This is a genomic window from Micromonospora globispora, from assembly GCF_003857015.1.
Lineage (GTDB): Bacteria > Actinomycetota > Actinomycetes > Mycobacteriales > Micromonosporaceae > Micromonospora > Micromonospora globispora.
In genome coordinates this window covers 1-16,974 of record NZ_QGGF01000782.1, presented here as the reverse complement: position 1 = coordinate 16,974, position 16,974 = coordinate 1, and the positions used below count along the sequence as shown (strand labels likewise).

Sequence of the window (16,974 nt, the reverse complement as noted above, 5' to 3'; positions counted from 1 at the left end):
CGTCGGACGCGATGCCCCCGGCCTCGTCTGCGGCGTCCGCCGGCGGAGGCGTCGGTGCCCGCCGCGCCGGCGGACGCCGCAGACGAGGCCGGGGGCATCGCGTCCGACGACGCCTGAGGCGCCGAGCCGGCGGACCGGCGACCACGGCGAAGTGGTCCCGGCATGGCGGCCCGGGCACCTACTGGTGGTCAGCGGCCCTTCGCCTGGTGACCGGCGCGGAGCCGGCTGATAGCTTGCCCCGATGAGTGTGGGGCGTCGACGCGCGGCGATCATCTTCCGCCTGGCGATCGTGATCAGTGTGCTGGCCGGGATCGTGCTCACCGCGCTCGGTCCGGCCACGGTGACCGGCCTGCTGCCGTACTTCACCATCCAGAGCAACGTGGCGGTCGGGCTCTTCGCCGGGTACGCCGCCTGGCGGGCCTGGCAGGACCGACCCGAGCCGCCGTCCCCGCTCAAGGGGGCGGTGACCCTCTACATCACCATCACCGGCGTGGTCTACCACCTGGTGCTGGCGAACCCGGCGAGCCCCTTCGCGATGACCCAGCCGGACCGCGCGTTCGGGGAGGCGCTGGGCAACCAGTTCCTCCACACCGTCGTGCCGCTGCTCGCGGTGGCGGACTGGACGCTGTTCGACCAGCGCGGCCGGCTGCGCCCCCGGTACGCGGCCTGGTGGCTCGCCTTCCCGCTGGGATACCTGGGGTTCGCGCTGGTACGGGGTCTGATCGTGCACCGCTACCCGTACCCGTTCATCGACGCCGGACAGCTCGGCTACGCCGGGGTGGGACTCAGCTCGCTCTTCTTCGCCTTCGCGTTCTGGCTGCTCGGCCTGGTCTTCGTCGGCGTCGACCGGGGCCTGGCCCGGCGTACCGCACCCTCGGCCGCCGCCGTGGAGGGCGTCCTCGCCCCACGTCCCGCCACCGAGGTGGAAGCGGCAGCGTCCCCGCAACGGTGACCTCCGCGCCGGTCAGCGCAACCGCGGGCGACGACCGCGCGCCCCACCGGGACGCTCCCGGCCGTAGGAGTCGGTCCGCCCCCACCGGCCGGGGATGTCCAGCAGCTCGACCCGCCCGTAGCCCTCCGGCAGCACCGGGTTCACCAACAGGTTCTCCCCGACCGGCCGCAGGCCCATCATGACGCCGATCAGCATCAGCAGGGCTCCGGAGGACCAGGACTGCGGCCGCCCGGCGGCCGGCAACTGGACCGGATACTTCGTCTGCTCCCGGGAATATCCGGCGATGACCTCCGGTACCGGACCGCGGAGCGTCTCCACCACGTCGAAGATGCCGGCCACGATCCGGGCCGCCTCCACGTCGCACCCGTACCGGCGCAGACCCGCCGCGATCAGCGCGTTGTCGGACGGCCAGACCCCGCCGAGGTGCGCGCCGACCGGGTTGTACGGCAACTGCCCCTCGGCGTAGGTGCGCACCCCCCACCCGGAGAACATCCGCGGCCCCAGCAGGTGCCGGGCCACCGACTCGGCCCGGTCCTGCTCGGCGATCCGGCTCCACAGCAGGTGCCCGTTGTTGGAGGTGAGCGCGTCGACCGGCCGGCCGTCGGGCTCCAGCGCGAACGCGTAGTACCCGCGCTCCGGCAGCCAGAAGTCCCGGTTGAACCGTTCCTTCAGCTCCGCCGCCTCCCGTTCCAGCCGGTCGGCGTACTGCGGGTCGCCCCAGATCTCGCGGGCCAGCCGCGCGCCGCGCCGCTTCGCGTCGTACGCGTAGCCCTGCAGTTCGCAGGTGGCCCGGGGGAAGGCCGGCTCCCGGCCGTGCCGGTCGACGACCGCGTCCGGGGAGTTCTTCCAGGACTGGTTGATCAACCCGCGGCGGGTGTTACGGCGCTGGTAGCGCACGTAGCCGTCCCCGGTGATGTCGCCGTACTCGTCGAGCCAGTCCAGCGCCATCCGGGCCGGGTGCCGCAACTCCCGCACCAGCGCCGCGTCGCCGGACCAGCGCTCGTACTCATCGAGCAGGATCACGAACAGCGGGGTGGTGTCCGCCGCCCCGTAGTACATCGTGGGGGCCGCGGCGCCGAAGGCGGCCGACTCCCCGTACCGCAGCTCGCCCAGGATCTTTCCGGGCTCCTCGTCGTGCTCGTCGTCCAGCCGGCCGCCCTGGTCCATGGCGAGGATCCGCAGGGTGGCCGGCGCTAGTTCGGGCGTGAACGCCAGGGTCTGCAGGCAGGTGATCATGCTGTCCCGGCCGTAGAGGGACATCGCCCACGGCATGCCGCCCACCGGCACCGGCTCGATGTACGCAAGCGGCTCGTACCGCAGTCCGGCGAGGTCGGTCAGCGCTCCCCGGTACGCGGTGGCCACCTCGTCCCGTGGGGTGATCAGCGTCGGCGCGTTCTCCAGCCAGTCCCGCAGATCCTCCCGCATGTCCTGCCGGACGATCCGTTGGTGGGCCTCCAGACTGGCCCGCAGGTCCTGGGCGCCGGCCCCACGGATGGTCGTAGCGACGTGCAGGTTGGTGGTCCAGGTACCGTTCGGCGCCACCCTGATCCGGAACGTCATGCCACCCTGGTCGACCTCCGCCGGTTCGGTGCTGGAGATGGTCGTCTCCCGGCCGAACCGTCCCCGCTCGTAGCAGAGCCGCAACTGCCCCTTGTCCACCAGCACCTCGGTTCGGCGCGGCTGCGGACTCTTGATCTCGGCGGTGTCGGCGAAGTCGCTGCCCATTTCCATCCGCACGGTGAACTCGGCCGGGTTCGCCGAGTGGTTGAGCACGGTGATCCGCTCGTTGAAGCTGTCGTCGATGGAGCGGTGCCGGATCACCGAGACATCGGCGTCGACATAGTGGGTGGCGGTACCCGGCACCAGGAAGAACCGGGTCTCGAAGTAGGTCACGTCGTCCCGGGACAGCGCGTACAGAGGTTGCCCGTTGACCCGCAGCACCCAGTGGGACAGAAACCGGGTGTCGAAGGAGAACAGCCCGACCGGCGTACGGGGGTCGGGGCGCATGTCTCCCGTCGCGTCGCTCACCGCGAAGGCGTTGCCCGCCATGACCTGGACGAGTTCGTTTCTCATGGCCGTCCGCCCCGGGTCCGAGCGAACTCCCTCGGGTGCCGCGCCTCCGGCGGGCCCGGAAAGATCCGGCGCAGGGACATCAGCAGCCGGAGGTTTCCCTGCGCGGTCAGTTCATTCGTCAGCAGGGCCGAGGCGATGTGCCGGTGCCCGGCGGCCAGCCGGTCGAACACGTCCCGGTTGGCGCGGATCACCAGGTCCGCGTCCTCCGCGGAGCGGGTGACCTCGACGTTCTGCCGGTCGATGGTGAGGTACCAGTGCTCGGTGTGGCCGTCCTCGTGGATGTCCAGGCGCAGCGTGCCGGACGTCGTCTCCGGCAGGTCCGGGTGCCGGCCCGGCACGGACCGCTCGAGGTACTCCGCCGCTGACGTGGCCATCCGCTCTCCCCCCAGGCGTCGGCTCGTCTCGCAGGATCCCCGGCGGCCGGGTGAGTCGAACTCACCCGATCCGGGTGAGAGACAGGTGACGGCCCAGATGCTGGCGTACGCGGCGCTGACCGGCGTGGCGGACGGCTGGCTCCCGGCGTCCTACCTGGACACGGGGGCGGATCTGCTGGCCGCCGCCGACCGGCGGGTCGACCGGTACGGGCGGGTGACCGGGGTGAGCGGGTCGCCGGACTTCGCGGGGCCGGGCACCTCGTCGGAGGCGCAGGCGTTCCACCTGCTCGCCCATGCGGCGCTGGCCCGCGCCCGCGCCGCTCAACCCCGCTCGACCAGCCCGCGCACGTAGGCCGCCTGCCCGACGTGCTGCAGGTCGTCCTCCAGCACGCTCACCAGGCGGACGCCGAGGGTGACCGGCGGGTCCCATGCCTCGTCCACCACCCGGTCCAGGTCGGCCGGGCGCAGCCCGCGCAGGTACGCCGCGGTCCGTTCCGCCACCGCCCGGTGGTAGTCGACGAGCACCTCGGCGCTTTCCGGCCGGACCGCGGCGATCCGGTCCGGGGTGTGGCCGTAGCCGGTCTCGTCCGGGTCGGCGGCCAGCCCGAACCGGCCCGCCCAGTCCCCGGAGACCCAGAGCTGCTCCGCACCGAGCAGGTCGGCGACGTGGTGGTCCTGGATCCGGGTGAGGTGCCAGACCAGCCAGCCCACCGGGTTCGCCCCGGGCGCCGGGGCCTGCCGCAGCTGCTCGGGGGTCAGCCCGTCGACCGCCGAGCGGACCAGCCCGGGCAGCCGGTCGTACGCCTCGGTCAGCAGGTCGTTCACGTCCACGGCGTCCACGCTCCTCCGCTGTCGGTGCCGCCCACGGCAGTACCGCCCACCGGGGACCGACAAACCTCGACCTCTAGGGTGATCGTCGTGGTCGCGGCGCTGGAGCTGTATCTCGACACCGACGCCACCCGGCGGATCCGGGTGCTCTGGGACGCCCTGGAGTCGGAGGGCGTGCAGAGCATGCGGTCGCTGCTGGAGCAGCGGCACCGCCCGCACGTCTCGCTCGCCGTCGCCGCCCGCTTCGATCCGGAGCAGGTCGCCGACGCCCTCGCCGGGATGGTGGTGGCCGCGCCGCTGCGGTTGGAGTTCCAGCACGCCGGCCAGTTCGTCGGCCGGGTGCTCTGGCTCGGGCCCAGCCCCACCGCCGACCTGCTGGCCCACCACGCCCAGGTGCACCAGCGGCTGGCCCGGGCCGGCATCACCCTGGTCGAGCACTACCAGCCGGGACGTTGGGTGCCGCACTGCACGCTCTCCATGCGGGTGCCGAACGCGTTGCTGGCCGCGGCGGTCCGCCGCTGCCTGGAGGTGCTGCCGATCACCGCCACCGTGGTCGGCGCGGCCATCACCGACCACGCCCGCGGGATCTCCCACCCGTTGCCCTGAGCGGCGGGCCGGTCAACGCTGGGGCGGGCCGCAGCAGCGCATGACCAGCAGGGCGATGTCGTCCTCGTGACCCCGTGGCGCCACCTCGAGCAGCAGGTCGCAGAGGCGCTCCGGGTCCTCGGCGCCGACCTGTTCCAGCAGCAGGGTGAGGTCCGCGATCCCCTGGTCGAGCACGTCGTGGCGGCGCTCCACCAGGCCGTCGGTGTAGAGCACCAGCGTGCTCCCGGCGACCAGGTCCACGGTCTGCTCCCGGCGGGGGCGGCCCGGATTGACGCCGAGCATCAGGTCGTGGCCGGCCAGCAGCCGTACGCCGCCGTTGGGCCCGCGCAGCAGCGCCGGCGGATGGCCGGCGTTGGACCAGCGCAGCCGCCAGCCCTCCGGCGTCGGTTCGGCCCGGCACAGCAGGGCTGTCGCCAGGGCGCGCACCTGGAGCCCGCGCAGCGCGCGGTCGAGCCGGCCGAGCAGTGCCGCCGGACCGTCGTCGGTGTCGTACGCCAGCCCGCGCAGCACGTTGCGGATCTGACCCATCGCCGCCACCGCGTCCCGGTCGTGCCCGGTCACGTCGCCAACCACGAGCACCGTCGCGCCGCCGGCCGTCTCGAAGGCGTCGTACCAGTCGCCGCCGACGTGCGCGCCGTGCGCGGCCGGCTGGTAGCGGACCGCGATGTCCAGCGCGCCGGCGGTGGGCGGCTGGGTGAGCAGGCTGTGCTGCAACGCCTCGGAGAGTCGCTGGGCGGCGAGCGCGGTGGCCCGCTGGGCGCTCAGGTGCTGGATCCGGTCCAGCGCCTGCGCGCACTGCGCGGCGAACGCCTCCAGCATGGTGATCTCGTCCGGGCGGAACGTCCGCTCCTCCCGCCAGGAGACGGCGAGCGAGCCGAGCAGCCGGGTGCCGACCCGCAGCGGCAGGAACGCCCAGGCGTCCCGCCCCGTCGCCTCGTACACCTCGATCATCTCCTCGGTGAAGGCGACGCCGGCCGAGCGGCGTGGCAGCAGGAGCGGCTCGCCGGTACGGGCCACCCAGCAGCCGGGCAGCGGGCTGTCGTACGGCAACTCGCCGTAGACGTCCTGCATCTCCGGGCCGAGCCGCTCGCCGAAGACGACGCGCAGCCGTTCCCGCCCCTCCCGGACGACCACCGCGCCGCCGTCCGCCCCGAGCACCGGCATGGCCCGGTCCACCATGATGGTGACCAGGTCCTCGACGGTCTCAGCGCTGAGCAGGTCCAGGGCCACCGCCACCATCCGGTGCAGGCGTTCGTCGGCGCGCCGCTCGGCCCGCTGCACCACTCCGACCTCACGCTGCCGGGCCGCCGCGACCTGCCGCAACGCATCGGCCTCGACCTCCGCCCGCTCCTCCCGCTGCTGCTGGGCGGCCAGTGCGTCGGTGATGTCCAACCCGGTCGCCACCAGGTAGGTGTCGCCCTGGTCGTCGCGGACCGGGATGAGCACCGCATCGACCATCCGCCGGGTGCCGTCGCCGAGGAAGAAGTGACTCACCGTCCGGAACGGCTCCCCGGTGCGCATCGCCTGCTCGCACCAGCCGCGCATCCGGGCGCTGAGTTCGGGGGCGGGCGCCCACCAGCCGCACTCCCAGAACGGCCGGCCCAGCGTCTGCGCGCGGTCCAGTCCGCAGCCCTCGACCGCGGCGCGGTTGGCGTCGAGGACGCATCCCTGGTCGTCGAGGATGCCGGAGAAGAGCAGCGGGGTGTCATACAACGCCTGGAACCACCGGGCGGAGAGCGATCCGCTCATCCGGCCGGTGCGTCCGAGGGTCCAGTCGTGGGCGGCCGACCGCTCGACGTGATCCCTGGGCACCGGTCCCCTTCCTCGCGCCGTCTGGACGATCCGGTCGTCGCCGCCCGACAGCACAACACACCACCCTGACGCCAGGCTCACCGAGTCGCGCCCTCGGATGCTTTCGCGCCATCTGTCCGAGTGGGAGTACCGGGCCGCTGACCTGCTTGACAGGCGCTTCGGAAAGCCTAGACTTACCGTTCGTGGCCACTTACCAAGGACGGATGCTCGACGCACTGGGTGACCCGACCCGGCGCGCGATCTTCGAGCTCCTCGCCGCCGGGCCACGCTCCGTCGCCGAGATCGCGGCCGACCTGCCGGTCAGCCGGCCGGCCGTCTCGCAGCACCTCAAGGTGCTCAAGGACGCCACCCTGGTCTCCTCGACGGCCGTCGGCACCCGCCGCGTCTACACGCTGGACCCACACGGGCTGGCGGCCGTGCGCGGCTACTTCGACCAGTTCTGGCAGCAGGCCCTGGCGGCGTTCGCACACGCCGCCGAGAACCCTCCCGAGGAGGAGCAGTGACCTCAGCAGAGACCGACCAGAGCACCGCCGTCCGCACCAACATCCAGGTCGACACCACACCCGAGCACGCCTTCGAGGTCTTCACCACCGGCATCGACCGCTGGTGGATCCGCTCGCACCACCTGCTCCCCGACGAGCTCAAGCGGGTCGGGATGGAACCCCACGTCGGTGGCGCGATGTGGGAGGAGAGCGAGGCCGGCGAGGTCTGCACCTGGGGCCGGGTCCTCACCTGGGACCCGCCGCGCACCTTCGCCTTCTCCTGGCTGATCGGGCCGAACTGGGAGGTCCCGCCCGCCGACGCGGTCGGCAGCCGGGTCACCGTCACCTTCACCCCGGCCGACGGCGGCACCCGGGTGGACCTGGTGCACGACCAGCTCGACGCGCACGGCGCCGGCTGGGAGCAGATACGGGACGCGGTGGCCAGGGACAACGGCTGGTCCGGGCTGCTCCGGCGGTACGCCGAGACCGCCTGAGGCGGCCCGGGTTCCGGCCCGGCCCGACCGTGCCACCACGGGCGGTCTCCGGGCCGGGCCGGAACACCGGTCAGCGGGGCCACTCGGCGCACCGCAACTGGCCGTTCCGCCGGACCGGCATAGACTGAGGCCATGAGGCTTCCCGCGTGACCAGCGACGTGGCGACGTCGACGGCATACGGTCACATCTGCTTCGCCTACGACGACCCGGCCACACTCGACTCCCGCGCGGTGGCGTTCCTGGCGGCGGGGCTCGCCGCCGGGGAGCAGGTCTGGTTCGTGGCGCCCGGCACACGGGATGCGCTCGCCCGTCGCCTGGACGGGCTTCCCGGCCTCGATGACTCGCTCCGCCGGGGCGCGGCGCGGCTGGTCTCCACCGGGCAGACCTACCGCGCGGACGAGCCGTTCGACCCGGAGACGCAGGTACGCGCCTATGCGGCGGCGACCGAGGCGGCGCTGGCCGCCGGCCACACCGGGCTGCGGTTGGTGGCCGAGGCGACCTTGCTGGTCCGCACCCCCGCCCAGCGGAACGTGTTCGCCCGCTACGAGCACCTCATCGACCGCTACATGCACCGCCGGCCGATGTCGGCCATCTGCGCCTACGACCGGCGGGAGCTGGGTGAACCGGCGATCGCCGAGCTGGCCTGCATGCACCCCGAGACCAACGCGAACGTGCTGTTCCGGCTGCACTCCTGCGGACCGGCCGAGGGCGCCGTCGCGCTGGCCGGCGAGCTGGACCCGTCCAACCACCGGCTCTTCGCCGCCGCGCTGGAGCGGGCCGACCTCCGCCCCGTCGACGGCGAGCTGGTGGTCGAGGCGGCGCGGCTGCGGTTCATCGACCACCGCTGCCTGATGCAGCTGCGCGACCATGCCCGGCGGCTCGGCGTCACCGCCGTCCTGCGTACCTCCCGGTCGGCCGCCGCCCGGCTGGTGGAGCTACTGGACCTCGCCGACATCCGGGTGGAGGTGACCCGATGAGAACGGGAGCGGCCGCCGGCCACACCGGCTACTTCCACGAGGCCATCTTCTTCGACTCCGACGAGCACCTGCTCGCCGTGGTGCTGCCCTTCCTGCTCGGCGGCGTGGAGGCCGGCGAGCCGGCGGTGGTGGGCTTCGGCCAGCGCAACGCCGACCTGGTCCGCCGCGCTCTGCCGCCCGACTCGGGGGTGACCTTCCTGCCCGGCGGCGACGTCTACGTCCGGCCGACCGCCGCGATCCGGTCCTACCGGCAACTGCTCGCGTCGTACGTGGCCGACGGCGCCCAGCAGATCCGGATCGTCGGCGAGCTGCCCACCGCCGGCCTCGGCTCCACCTGGGACTGGTGGGCCCGGTACGAGTCGGCCATCAACCACGCCTACGACGACTTCCCGCTCTGGAGCATGTGCGCGTACGACACCCGGATCGCGTCGGAGCAGGTGCTGGAGGACGTGGCCCGGACCCACCCCCGGGTGGCCCTGCCGGACGGCACCCACCTCCCGATCGGCGTCTACACCGAGCCGCGGAGCTACCTGACCGAGCCGCGGCCGATGCTGCTCGACCCGGTGCAGCGCAGCGCGCCGATGGTCGAGTTGACCGACCCGACGCCCGCGCAGGCTCGGGCCGCCGTGTACACGGCCGACCGCGGCCAGCTTCCGGCGGACGACGTTGAGGACCTCGTCGTGGCGGTGAGCGAGACGGTGACCAACGCGCTGCGGCACGGTCGCCCGCCGATGCGGATGTCGATCTGGAGCGCCGACGACCGGATCGTGGTGGCCGTGAACGACGCCGGCGAGGGACCGGCCGATCCGTTCGCCGGCCTGCTCCCGGCCACCAGCGGCTCCCCCGGCGGCCTGGGCCTCTGGATCAGCTACCAGTCCTGCAACCACGTGGCGATGCACCGTGGCCCCGAGGGCTTCACCCTGCGGCTCACGGCCGGCAACCCGCACTTCCCGGTCTGAGCCCGGCCGCTCACCCGTCGGTGAGGACGACGTGCAGGCGGCGCGGGCCGTGTACCCCCTCGACCCGGTTCAGCTCGATGTCGCTGGTGGCCGACGGGCCGCTGATCCAGGTCAGCGGCCGTCCCGGGGTGAGCCGGGCGACCGCCTCCGGCACGGTGGCCACCACCTGGTCCGGGCGGACCACGCAGACGTGCAGGTCGGGCAGGAGGCTGATGACCCGCCGGCCCTGGTCGGCGGCGGCGTCGAGGACGATCGTGCCGGTCTCGGCGACCGCGACCGCCGCCGCGGTGACCACGCCGTCCAGGCCGGCGAGCCGGTCGGCCGGCAGGTCGTCGTCGACGACCACCTCCACCGGGCCGGGTCGCCACTCGGTGGGCAGTCCCGGCGGCACCACGACCGCCGCGGCACCGGCGGCGGTGAGGATGCCGGCGATCGTGTCGGCGACCGCCGCCTCGGCCACCCGGTGCACTTCGGCGCGGTAGTCGGTCAGCCGATGCTCCAGCAGGTCGACGAGTTCCGGATGCCCGGGCGGCAGGTCGCCCTGCCGGCGGTGCTCGCCGGGCGGAACGGGCACGGTGGGCGGGGCGCCGGCCAGGGCGGCCCGCAGCCGGGCCAGCACGGTGTCGCGGGCGTTCATGACTCGCTCCGATTCTCCGACCACCACTGCCGGAAGGTCTGCGGCGGGGCGGCCGGCAGGTCCCGACTCGCGGTCCACCCGTTCAGCGGCGGGGGCAGGGCGGGGCCGGCGACCCGGCCGAGGCCCGCGGCCCGCTGCGCGACCGCGTACAGGCGCGGGTGGTCCATGGTGTACGCGGCGGCGGCCATCGCGATCGCCTCGCTGCGCGGGTGGGGGGCCTGGCTGCGCAGGTGCACCAGCAGTTCCGGAATGTTGATCATCACCGGGCAGGCGTCGTAACAGGCCCCGCAGAGCGACGACGCGTACGGCAGGGAGGCGTTGTCGGCGACCCCGGTGAGCTGCGGGGAGAGCACCGCCCCGATCGGGCCGGGGTAGACCGACCCGTACGCGTGCCCGCCGGTGCGCTCGTAGACGGGGCAGACGTTGAGGCAGGCGGAGCAGCGGATGCAGTGCAAAGCCTGTCGGCCGACGGCGTCGGCGAGCACCGCGCTGCGGCCGTTGTCCAGCAGCACCAGGTGCACCTGCTGCGGGCCGTCCCCCGGGGTGACGCCGGTCCACATCGAGGTGTACGGGTTCATCCGCTCCCCGGTCGAGGCCCGGGGCAGCAACTGCAGGAAGACCCCCAGGTCGTCCCAGGTGGGGATGACCTTCTCGACGCCCATCACGGTGATCAGGGTCTCCGGCAGGGTGAGGCACATCCGGCCGTTGCCCTCGGACTCGACCACGGCCAGGGCGCCGGTCTCCGCCACCGCGAAGTTCGCCCCGGAGACGGCCACCTTCGTGCTGAGGAAGGTGCGCCGCAGGTGCCGGCGGGCCGCCGCCGCGAGGGCCGCCGGCTCGTCGGTCAGCGCCGCGTCGACGTCGGGCATCTCGCGCAGGAAGATCTCCCGGATCTCCGCCCGGTTGCGGTGGATCGCCGGCACCAGGATGTGACTGGGCTTGTCCCGTCCGAGCTGGACGATCAGCTCGGCCAGGTCCGTCTCGACCGGTTCGATCCCCGCGGCCTCCAGGGCCTCGTTGAGGCCGATCTCCTGGGTGGCCATCGACTTCACCTTCATCACCCGGTCGGCACCGGCGGCCCGGACCAGGTCGGTGACGATCCGGTTCGCCTGCACCGCGTCGGTGGCCCAGTGCACGGTGCCACCGGCCCCGGTGACCGCCGCCTCCAGCTGTTCGAGCAGCTCGGGCAGGCGGGCCATGGTGTCGCTCTTGATCGCCCGGCCGGCGGCCCGCAGCTCCTGCCAGTCCGGCACCTCACCGATCACCGCCCCCGACTTGGCCCGGATGGTGGTGGTGGCGTGCCGCAGGTTGCGCCGCAACTGCGCGTCCCCGAGGGCCTTGCGGGCCGCGGCAGGGAACGACTCGTCGCCGCGCAGATGCCCCACCCCGCGCGGCGCCGTGGCCGGCATGCCCAGGAACGTTCGCCTCACGGTCGCACCCCCAGTCGGTCCCGCTCGCCGGCGGTCTCGGTGTTCTCCGTCGCGGCCAGGATCTCCGCCAGATGCACCGTCCGCACCCCCGCTCTCAGCCGGGACAGGCCACCGCCGATGTGCATCAGGCAGGAGGCGTCCCCCGCGGTGCAGACGTCGGCCCGGGTGGCCAGCACGTTGCGCATCTTGTCGGCCAGCATCGCCGTCGAGGTGTCCGCGTTCTTGACGGCGAAGGTGCCGCCGAAGCCGCAGCACTGCTCGGCCTGCGGCAGCTCCACCAGGTCCAGGCCCCGGACCTCGCGCAGCAGCCGCAGCGGCTTGTCCCCCACCCGGATCATCCGCAGCGAGTGGCAGGTCGGGTGGTACGTCACCCGGTGCGGGTAGTACGCCCCCACATCCGTCACCCCGAGCACGTCGACGAGCAACTCGGAGAGTTCGTACGTCCGCCCGGCCACCTCCTCGGCCCGGCTGGCCAACCGTTCGTCACCGGCCCGCCGGGCCACCATCGCGTGCTGGTGCCGCACCGATCCGACGCACGAGCCGGAGGGGGCCACCACCACGTCGTACGGGGCGAAGACGCGGGCGTGCCGGCGGACCAGCCGCAGCGCCTCGTCCGGATAGCCGGTGTTGACGTGCATCTGCCCGCAGCAGGTCTGGTCTTCCGGGAAGACCACCTGGTGACCGAGGCGCTCCAGCAGCCGTACCGTCGCCTTCGCCGCCTCCGGGAAGAGGGTGTCGGCGAGGCAGGTGACGAACAGGGCTATCCGCATGTCCGGCCCTCCCAGGTCGCGTCCTGGCGGTCCGCCGCCCGCGCCCGACCACTCCCCCTCCGACCAGGGCGTCCGCTCGGTCAGCGGCCGAGGAGTGGGGTGGGGCGGAACCCGCACGCCGACGGCGGTACCGTTGCGCCTCATCATGCCCTGTGCGCCGGTCATCCGCCCGGCCTGGCGCTGGCAATCGACGGAGGATGGCGCATGTCCAACGGCGAGGAACCGTTCGCACCCCACGACGACGTGTCCGCACGGCCGAGATTCGAGCTCACGCTGCGCGGCTACGACAAGCGACAGGTGGACCGGTACGTCGAGCAGCTGGACGGCGAGCTGACGGCGACGACGGCCGACCGGGACCGGGCGTACGGCCAGGTCCGGGAGCTGACCGCGCAGCTCGAGCGGTCGCAGACCGAGCTGACCGAGCTGCGGCAGCGACCGGCGCAGGTGGACCGGGCGTCCTTCCGCGACCTCGGTCCGATGGTCGACCAGATCCTCGACCTGGCCGAGAAGCAGGCCGCGGCGATCACCGAGACCGCCACGAAGCGGGCGAACGACCTCCAGGCCCAGGCCGAGAAGTCGCTTACCGGCGCCCGGGAGCAGGCCGCCCGGGAGCTGCGGGAGCTGGACGAGGAGCTGGCCGCCCGGCGCGCCGAGGAGGACAAGGCGCACGAGGAGCGGCGGGCCGCCGCCCAGGCCGAGCTCACCGCGATCCGCGAGACGGCGGAGAAGCTGCGGACCGAGGGGCAGGCCGTCCACGATCGCGCCCAGCAGGAGGCGAAGCGGATCGCCGAGCAGAGCGCACAGCAGGTCGAGCAGGCCCGCTCCGCCTCCGAGGCGCTGGTGAAGGCGGCCCGCACCCAGATCCAGCAGGAGGTCCAGGCCAACCGGAGCAAGGCGCAGCAGGAACTGGCCCAGTGGCAGGCCACCATGGCGCGCGAGCTGGACGAGCGGCGGGCCGCCGCCGAGCAGGAGCTGGCGGACCGAGCCGCCGCGGCCGAGCGGGACATCGCCGCGCTGGTCGCCGAGGCCCAGCAGTACGCCACGGAGGTGCGCGAGCGGGCCGACGAGCAGGCGACCGCCCACCAGGAGCAGCTCGCCGCCGTGCAGCAGGAGATCCAGCAGCGGCAGGAGGCGCTGGACCAGCTCCGGTCCGAACTGGAGAGCGCCGGCCAGCAGCTCGAGGGAACCCGGCAGGAGCTCGCCGAGATTGTGCAGGAGGGCGCCCAGCTGGAGGAACGGCTGCTGCAGGTCCGCCGGGAGCTGACCGCCGAGACGAACCGGCTGGAGGAGGCCCGCCGGGCCGCCGAGGCCGCCGAGCAGCACGCCAAGCAGGTGCGCTCGCGGGTGCGGCGCGAGGCCAAGCGGGTCGCCGACCTGGCCGCCGCGGCGGTGATGGCGGCCGCCGCGGGCGGCGTGGACACCGCCGAGTACCCGCTTGTGAGCGCCCGGTCGACCGCCGACGAGACGCCCGAGGAGCCCGCCCCCGGCGCTGTGGTGCCGCCGCAGCTCGCGTCCTTCGACGCGTTCGCCGCGCGGACGGCCACCGAGAGCGCGTTCGCCACGCGGACGGCCATCGAGGGCGCGGCCGTCGAGCAAGCCGCCGGGGAGCCGGCCGAGCACCCCGGCGAGGAGGTCCCGGCCAGCGCCTGACCACGCCGGCGTGCCGCCGGGTGCCGATCACGACTCGGCGGGCACCCCGGCGTCGAGCTGCCCGATCATCGGTGCGAGGAGCGCATCGAGCTCGCGGGTCAGCACGGCGACGGCGCGGTGTGCCGTCGACGCGACGCTGCCCCCCGGGCCGTCCGGTGCCGGGGGCAGGTCCTCGAGCGGGACCGGCGCCTCCACCCGCAACGTCGCGCGCAGGTGCGGAACGCGGGTCAGGTCCCGCTCGGACGGCGTCACGTACTGGCCGAACACCTGCGGCCAGTCCCGCCAGCCGCGGTCCTGCTGCCACTGCCGGGTCCAGGTCAGCTCCGCCGGCCACCCGGAGACGAGGGTGACCGCGCAGGTCAGGCTGCCGTCCCAGGGGCTGCGCTCGCAGGTCGCCGAGACGATGCGCCGGTGCCAGCGTACGTAGCCGGGTGACAGCGTGGTGGCCACCCGCCAGGCGGTCACCGCGAAGGCGACCGGGGCGATGTCGCCCCAGGTGTGGGCGAACTCGCTGAGGCGTCCCGCCACCTCGGTCTCGTAGCGGCCGCGCCCGTGCGCGCCGCGCTCCCGATCGACCTGCTCGTCCAACCAGAACGCCCGCGGTGCCGTCATCGTCGCTCCCGTCAACGGGCGGCGTCCGCCTCGCGCAGGAGATCCCGGATGGCGTCCCCGATGACCGGGTGCACGGCGAAGCGGTGCCGCAGCCATTCGAACGTAGTACGAGCCGCCGCCAGATTCCCCTCGTAGCCGGGGACCATCTCGGCCAGCGGCAGCACCTCGGGCGGGTACGCCTGCTCGACCCGGCGGCTCGGCTCGAACGGATCGCGGCGGTGCCGCGCCTCGGCGGTCAGGTTCAGCAGCGAGATCACCCGGTCGACGGCGAAGGACTGGATGAAGCGGGACGCGGTGAGCCGTTCCCCGCGCAGCTCGCGGTGCAGGCCGACGTAGAGGTTCGTGAGCGCCTCGTTGAGGTGGAACTCCACGGTGTCGTACGGCGGGCCGGCGGGTGGCGGCCCGCAGTCCACGAGTCCGTCGGGCGCGTCGGTGCGTTGCCAGACCAGCCGGCCACCGGTGAACGGCAACCGGGCCAGCTCGTCCACCGTGAAAATCGCGTACTCGATGAAAATGCCGTCGGCGTAGAGCGCCTTGCGCCCGTTGCGGTCGTTGGCGAAGCTGTACGCCACCGGGCAGGGTGCCGCCAGCCAGTCGATCGCCTCCAGGTACCGCGCCTTGGCGCCGTCGTCCACCACGACGAAGAAGTCCAGGTCGGAGTGTTCGTCGAGCCGGTCGTGCTCCGCCCCGGCCGAACCGAGCCCGATCAGCGCGATGGCGTCCGTCCGCCTGGACAGCTCGGCACCGAGCTCGTCGAGACGCTGCAGCATCGGATGCACGGTTTTCCTTCCCCGGTCACGGCACATCGGTACGGCCTACGGATCGGCCACCGGAAGCAGATCATGGCGCCGCCGCGCCGGAGTGAGCGGGCCCTACCGGATCAGCCGACGCCGGTGCGACAGCTCCGTGTGGTGGTGGGCGCCGGGGTGGCTGTCCGGGTCGGTGTGGACGGTCGCGCTGGTCAGCCGCGCAGGGCGGTTTCCGCCTGGTCCACGACGGCCGGGTCGACGGCGTCCATGAGCCGCCGGTAGACCTCCCGGGCGGCGTCCTTGAGCACGAAGCCGATGGCGACGGCGATGGCCAGGCCGATCACCGGGTCGGCCCACCGCCAGCCGAGTGCGGCGCCACCGGCGGCGGCGACCACGGCGAGCGAGGTGTAGCCGTCGGTCCGCGCGTGCAGGCCGTCCGCGACCAGAGCGGCGGCACCGATCCGCCGGCCGACCCGGATCCGGTAGCGGGCCACGAGTTCGTTGCCGGCGAAGCCGACCACCCACGGCAGGTGGGTGACCGTCGCCGGGTGCAGCAGGCGGGTGGCCGCCGTCCAGGCGGCGGCGAGCGCCGATGCGGCGATCACCGCGACGATGACGATGCCGGCGAGGTCCTCGGCCCGGCCGTAGCCGTAGGTGTACGCGCGGGTGGCGGCGCGGCGGCCGAGCAGGAAGGCGACCCCGAGCGGTACGGCGGTGAGCGCGTCCGCGACGTTGCGCCCGGACCTGCCCGGCCAGCGCGGCGTGCTGCTCCCGGGCTTACCGGTGGATCAGGTGCCCCTCGGGCATGCCGGCAGGTACCCGGCGGCGGCACCCGGAAACCCGGCCCGCCGCCGGCCATGACAGCTCAGGCCGCGACCGGCTCGGTTTCGGCGGGCGCGAGCGGGCGGGTCCGCTCGGCCCAGCGGACGACGAGCGGTACGACCAGGCCGACCGCGACGAAGATCCCGCCCAGCAGCAGCCACCCCGGTACGCCCCACGTGATGCAGAGCAGGGCCAGCACCGAGGGCGCCACCACGTTCGCCAGTCCGCTGCCGAACCCGAACAGCCCCGAGTACTGCCCCTGGGCGTGCGCCGGGGCGAGGCTGAAGCGGAGTTCCAGCGAGCCCGCGGCGTGCCACAGTTCGCCGACGGTGTGGACGCAGATGCCGGCGACGATGGCGGCGACGGCGAGCCAGCCGGGCAGACCCGCGGCGGCGGCCATCGCCGCCATGCCGACGAGGAAGGCCACGCCTGATCGGCGCATGACGGTGGCGGCGGTGGCGCTGTCGTCGACCCCGCGGCTGGCCCTGACCTGGAGCAACACCACCAGCGCGGTGTTGACCAGCGCGGCCGTGCCGATCAGCCACCGGGGCGCGTCGGTGTACCCGACGATCCAGAGCGGCAGCGCGAAGAGCAGCACCTGGTGGTGGATCGACATGATGCCGTCGAGCGCGGTGACGGCGACGTACCCGCGGTCCCGCAGCACCGCCCACGGGGTGGCGGCGGCCGGCGCCGGCACGGGCGGTAGCGGGGGCAGCGCCGCGATGATGGCGGCGCACGCCACGAAGC

At 73.7% G+C, this 16,974-nt stretch carries 19 protein-coding genes; 8 read left to right on the top strand and 11 right to left on the bottom strand.

Annotated features, from left to right (window positions below; genetic code table 11):
• The first annotated feature begins 241 nt into the window (after positions 1–241).
• Entirely contained in the window at positions 242–952 is a 711-nt protein-coding gene (locus DKL51_RS33935; RefSeq protein WP_165823046.1) for a Pr6Pr family membrane protein, read from the top strand.
• Positions 953–964: 12 nt separating this feature from the next.
• Here the strand turns inward: DKL51_RS33935 and DKL51_RS33930 are convergent, their stop codons facing one another.
• Both DKL51_RS33930 and DKL51_RS33925 read right to left on the bottom strand, forming a co-directional pair.
• Complete coding sequence (locus DKL51_RS33930) at positions 965–3,025, bottom strand: amylo-alpha-1,6-glucosidase (protein ID WP_109943426.1); 2,061 nt, start codon at positions 3,023–3,025, stop codon at positions 965–967.
• The gene (locus DKL51_RS33925; RefSeq protein ID WP_109943425.1) at positions 3,022–3,399 is read right to left on the bottom strand and encodes an SCP2 sterol-binding domain-containing protein; all 378 of its coding nucleotides are present in this window, start codon (positions 3,397–3,399) and stop codon (positions 3,022–3,024) included. Before DKL51_RS33925 ends, DKL51_RS33930 begins: the two co-directional genes overlap by 4 nt.
• A gap of 85 nt (positions 3,400–3,484) precedes the next feature.
• Here DKL51_RS33925 and DKL51_RS33920 point away from each other — a divergent pair, with 85 nt between their 5' ends.
• Positions 3,485–3,751: a hypothetical protein gene (locus tag DKL51_RS33920; RefSeq protein WP_243420743.1), complete on the top strand. Its 267-nt coding sequence runs from the start codon at positions 3,485–3,487 to the stop codon at positions 3,749–3,751.
• On the opposite strand, the gene DKL51_RS33915 is transcribed toward DKL51_RS33920, so the two are convergent.
• Positions 3,721–4,230, bottom strand: coding sequence for a mycothiol transferase (locus DKL51_RS33915; RefSeq protein WP_109943429.1), 510 nt, complete (start codon positions 4,228–4,230; stop codon positions 3,721–3,723). The two genes, DKL51_RS33920 and DKL51_RS33915, sit on opposite strands and share 31 nt — an antisense overlap.
• An 87-nt stretch (positions 4,231–4,317) precedes the next feature.
• Here DKL51_RS33915 and DKL51_RS33910 point away from each other — a divergent pair, with 87 nt between their 5' ends.
• Positions 4,318–4,833 carry a 2'-5' RNA ligase family protein gene (locus tag DKL51_RS33910; RefSeq protein WP_109943428.1) on the top strand — a complete coding sequence of 172 codons (516 nt, stop codon included), beginning with the start codon at positions 4,318–4,320 and terminating at the stop codon, positions 4,831–4,833.
• Between the two features lie 12 nt (positions 4,834–4,845).
• On the opposite strand, the gene DKL51_RS33905 is transcribed toward DKL51_RS33910, so the two are convergent.
• Positions 4,846–6,645 carry a SpoIIE family protein phosphatase gene (locus tag DKL51_RS33905; RefSeq protein WP_109943424.1) on the bottom strand — a complete coding sequence of 600 codons (1,800 nt, stop codon included), beginning with the start codon at positions 6,643–6,645 and terminating at the stop codon, positions 4,846–4,848.
• Positions 6,646–6,848: 203 nt separating this feature from the next.
• Between DKL51_RS33905 and DKL51_RS33900 the strand changes: the two genes are divergently transcribed.
• The 4 genes from DKL51_RS33900 (at position 6,849) to DKL51_RS33885 (ending at position 9,557) form a co-directional block, all read left to right on the top strand.
• On the top strand, positions 6,849–7,148 hold the full coding sequence (locus DKL51_RS33900; protein WP_109943423.1) for an ArsR/SmtB family transcription factor: 300 nt from the start codon (positions 6,849–6,851) through the stop codon (positions 7,146–7,148).
• Positions 7,145–7,621, top strand: a complete 477-nt coding sequence (locus DKL51_RS33895; RefSeq protein WP_165823044.1) for an SRPBCC family protein — start codon at positions 7,145–7,147, stop codon at positions 7,619–7,621. Before DKL51_RS33900 ends, DKL51_RS33895 begins: the two co-directional genes overlap by 4 nt.
• A 146-nt stretch (positions 7,622–7,767) precedes the next feature.
• Positions 7,768–8,598 (top strand): MEDS domain-containing protein, encoded by an 831-nt coding sequence (locus tag DKL51_RS33890; RefSeq protein WP_109943421.1) that lies wholly within the window; start codon positions 7,768–7,770, stop codon positions 8,596–8,598.
• Positions 8,595–9,557 (top strand): sensor histidine kinase, encoded by a 963-nt coding sequence (locus DKL51_RS33885; RefSeq protein WP_109943420.1) that lies wholly within the window; start codon positions 8,595–8,597, stop codon positions 9,555–9,557. The genes DKL51_RS33890 and DKL51_RS33885 overlap by 4 nt, the downstream gene beginning before the upstream one ends.
• A gap of 10 nt (positions 9,558–9,567) precedes the next feature.
• On the opposite strand, the gene DKL51_RS33880 is transcribed toward DKL51_RS33885, so the two are convergent.
• Genes DKL51_RS33880 through DKL51_RS33870 form a run of 3 tightly spaced genes read right to left on the bottom strand, consistent with a single transcriptional unit; the run spans position 9,568 to position 12,394 of the window.
• Positions 9,568–10,194 carry a LutC/YkgG family protein gene (locus DKL51_RS33880; RefSeq protein WP_109943419.1) on the bottom strand — a complete coding sequence of 209 codons (627 nt, stop codon included), beginning with the start codon at positions 10,192–10,194 and terminating at the stop codon, positions 9,568–9,570.
• A complete protein-coding gene (locus DKL51_RS33875) occupies positions 10,191–11,603 on the bottom strand; it encodes a lactate utilization protein B (protein ID WP_109943418.1) in 1,413 nt (470 codons plus the stop codon). The genes DKL51_RS33880 and DKL51_RS33875 overlap by 4 nt, the downstream gene beginning before the upstream one ends.
• Positions 11,604–11,620: 17 nt before the next feature.
• Complete coding sequence (locus DKL51_RS33870) at positions 11,621–12,394, bottom strand: (Fe-S)-binding protein (RefSeq protein ID WP_109943417.1); 774 nt, start codon at positions 12,392–12,394, stop codon at positions 11,621–11,623.
• Positions 12,395–12,598: 204 nt separating this feature from the next.
• On the opposite strand from DKL51_RS33870, the gene DKL51_RS33865 reads away from it, so the two are divergent.
• Positions 12,599–14,044 carry a hypothetical protein gene (locus DKL51_RS33865; RefSeq protein ID WP_124813272.1) on the top strand — a complete coding sequence of 482 codons (1,446 nt, stop codon included), beginning with the start codon at positions 12,599–12,601 and terminating at the stop codon, positions 14,042–14,044.
• 27 nt (positions 14,045–14,071) lie between these two features.
• Here the strand turns inward: DKL51_RS33865 and DKL51_RS33860 are convergent, their stop codons facing one another.
• From DKL51_RS33860 to DKL51_RS35485, 4 genes are all read right to left on the bottom strand, one after another.
• Entirely contained in the window at positions 14,072–14,656 is a 585-nt protein-coding gene (locus tag DKL51_RS33860) for a hypothetical protein (RefSeq protein ID WP_109943415.1), read from the bottom strand.
• 11 nt (positions 14,657–14,667) lie between these two features.
• Positions 14,668–15,426 carry a hypothetical protein gene (locus DKL51_RS33855; protein WP_109943414.1) on the bottom strand — a complete coding sequence of 253 codons (759 nt, stop codon included), beginning with the start codon at positions 15,424–15,426 and terminating at the stop codon, positions 14,668–14,670.
• 191 nt (positions 15,427–15,617) lie between these two features.
• Positions 15,618–16,094, bottom strand: coding sequence for a cation diffusion facilitator family transporter (locus DKL51_RS33850; RefSeq protein ID WP_243421038.1), 477 nt, complete (start codon positions 16,092–16,094; stop codon positions 15,618–15,620).
• 176 nt (positions 16,095–16,270) lie between these two features.
• Positions 16,271–16,974: MFS transporter (locus DKL51_RS35485; RefSeq protein WP_498070987.1), on the bottom strand; the 704-nt coding region annotated here is incomplete at its 5' end.

Excerpts from the sequence above, each read along its gene's own strand:
- DKL51_RS33925 (WP_109943425.1), bottom strand. The coding sequence starts at position 3,399 with ATGGCCACGTCAGCGGCGGAGTACCTCGAGCGGTCCGTGCCGGGCCGG.
- DKL51_RS33885 (WP_109943420.1), top strand. The coding sequence starts at position 8,595 with ATGAGAACGGGAGCGGCCGCCGGCCACACCGGCTACTTCCACGAGGCC.
- DKL51_RS33935 (WP_165823046.1), top strand. The coding sequence starts at position 242 with ATGAGTGTGGGGCGTCGACGCGCGGCGATCATCTTCCGCCTGGCGATC.
- DKL51_RS33930 (WP_109943426.1), bottom strand. The coding sequence starts at position 3,025 with ATGAGAAACGAACTCGTCCAGGTCATGGCGGGCAACGCCTTCGCGGTG.
- DKL51_RS33860 (WP_109943415.1), bottom strand. The coding sequence starts at position 14,656 with ATGACGGCACCGCGGGCGTTCTGGTTGGACGAGCAGGTCGATCGGGAG.
- DKL51_RS33875 (WP_109943418.1), bottom strand. The coding sequence starts at position 11,603 with ATGCCGGCCACGGCGCCGCGCGGGGTGGGGCATCTGCGCGGCGACGAG.
- DKL51_RS33865 (WP_124813272.1), top strand. The coding sequence starts at position 12,599 with ATGTCCAACGGCGAGGAACCGTTCGCACCCCACGACGACGTGTCCGCA.
- DKL51_RS33870 (WP_109943417.1), bottom strand. The coding sequence starts at position 12,394 with ATGCGGATAGCCCTGTTCGTCACCTGCCTCGCCGACACCCTCTTCCCG.
- DKL51_RS33900 (WP_109943423.1), top strand. The coding sequence starts at position 6,849 with ATGCTCGACGCACTGGGTGACCCGACCCGGCGCGCGATCTTCGAGCTC.
- DKL51_RS33880 (WP_109943419.1), bottom strand. The coding sequence starts at position 10,194 with ATGAACGCCCGCGACACCGTGCTGGCCCGGCTGCGGGCCGCCCTGGCC.
- DKL51_RS33855 (WP_109943414.1), bottom strand. The coding sequence starts at position 15,426 with ATGCTGCAGCGTCTCGACGAGCTCGGTGCCGAGCTGTCCAGGCGGACG.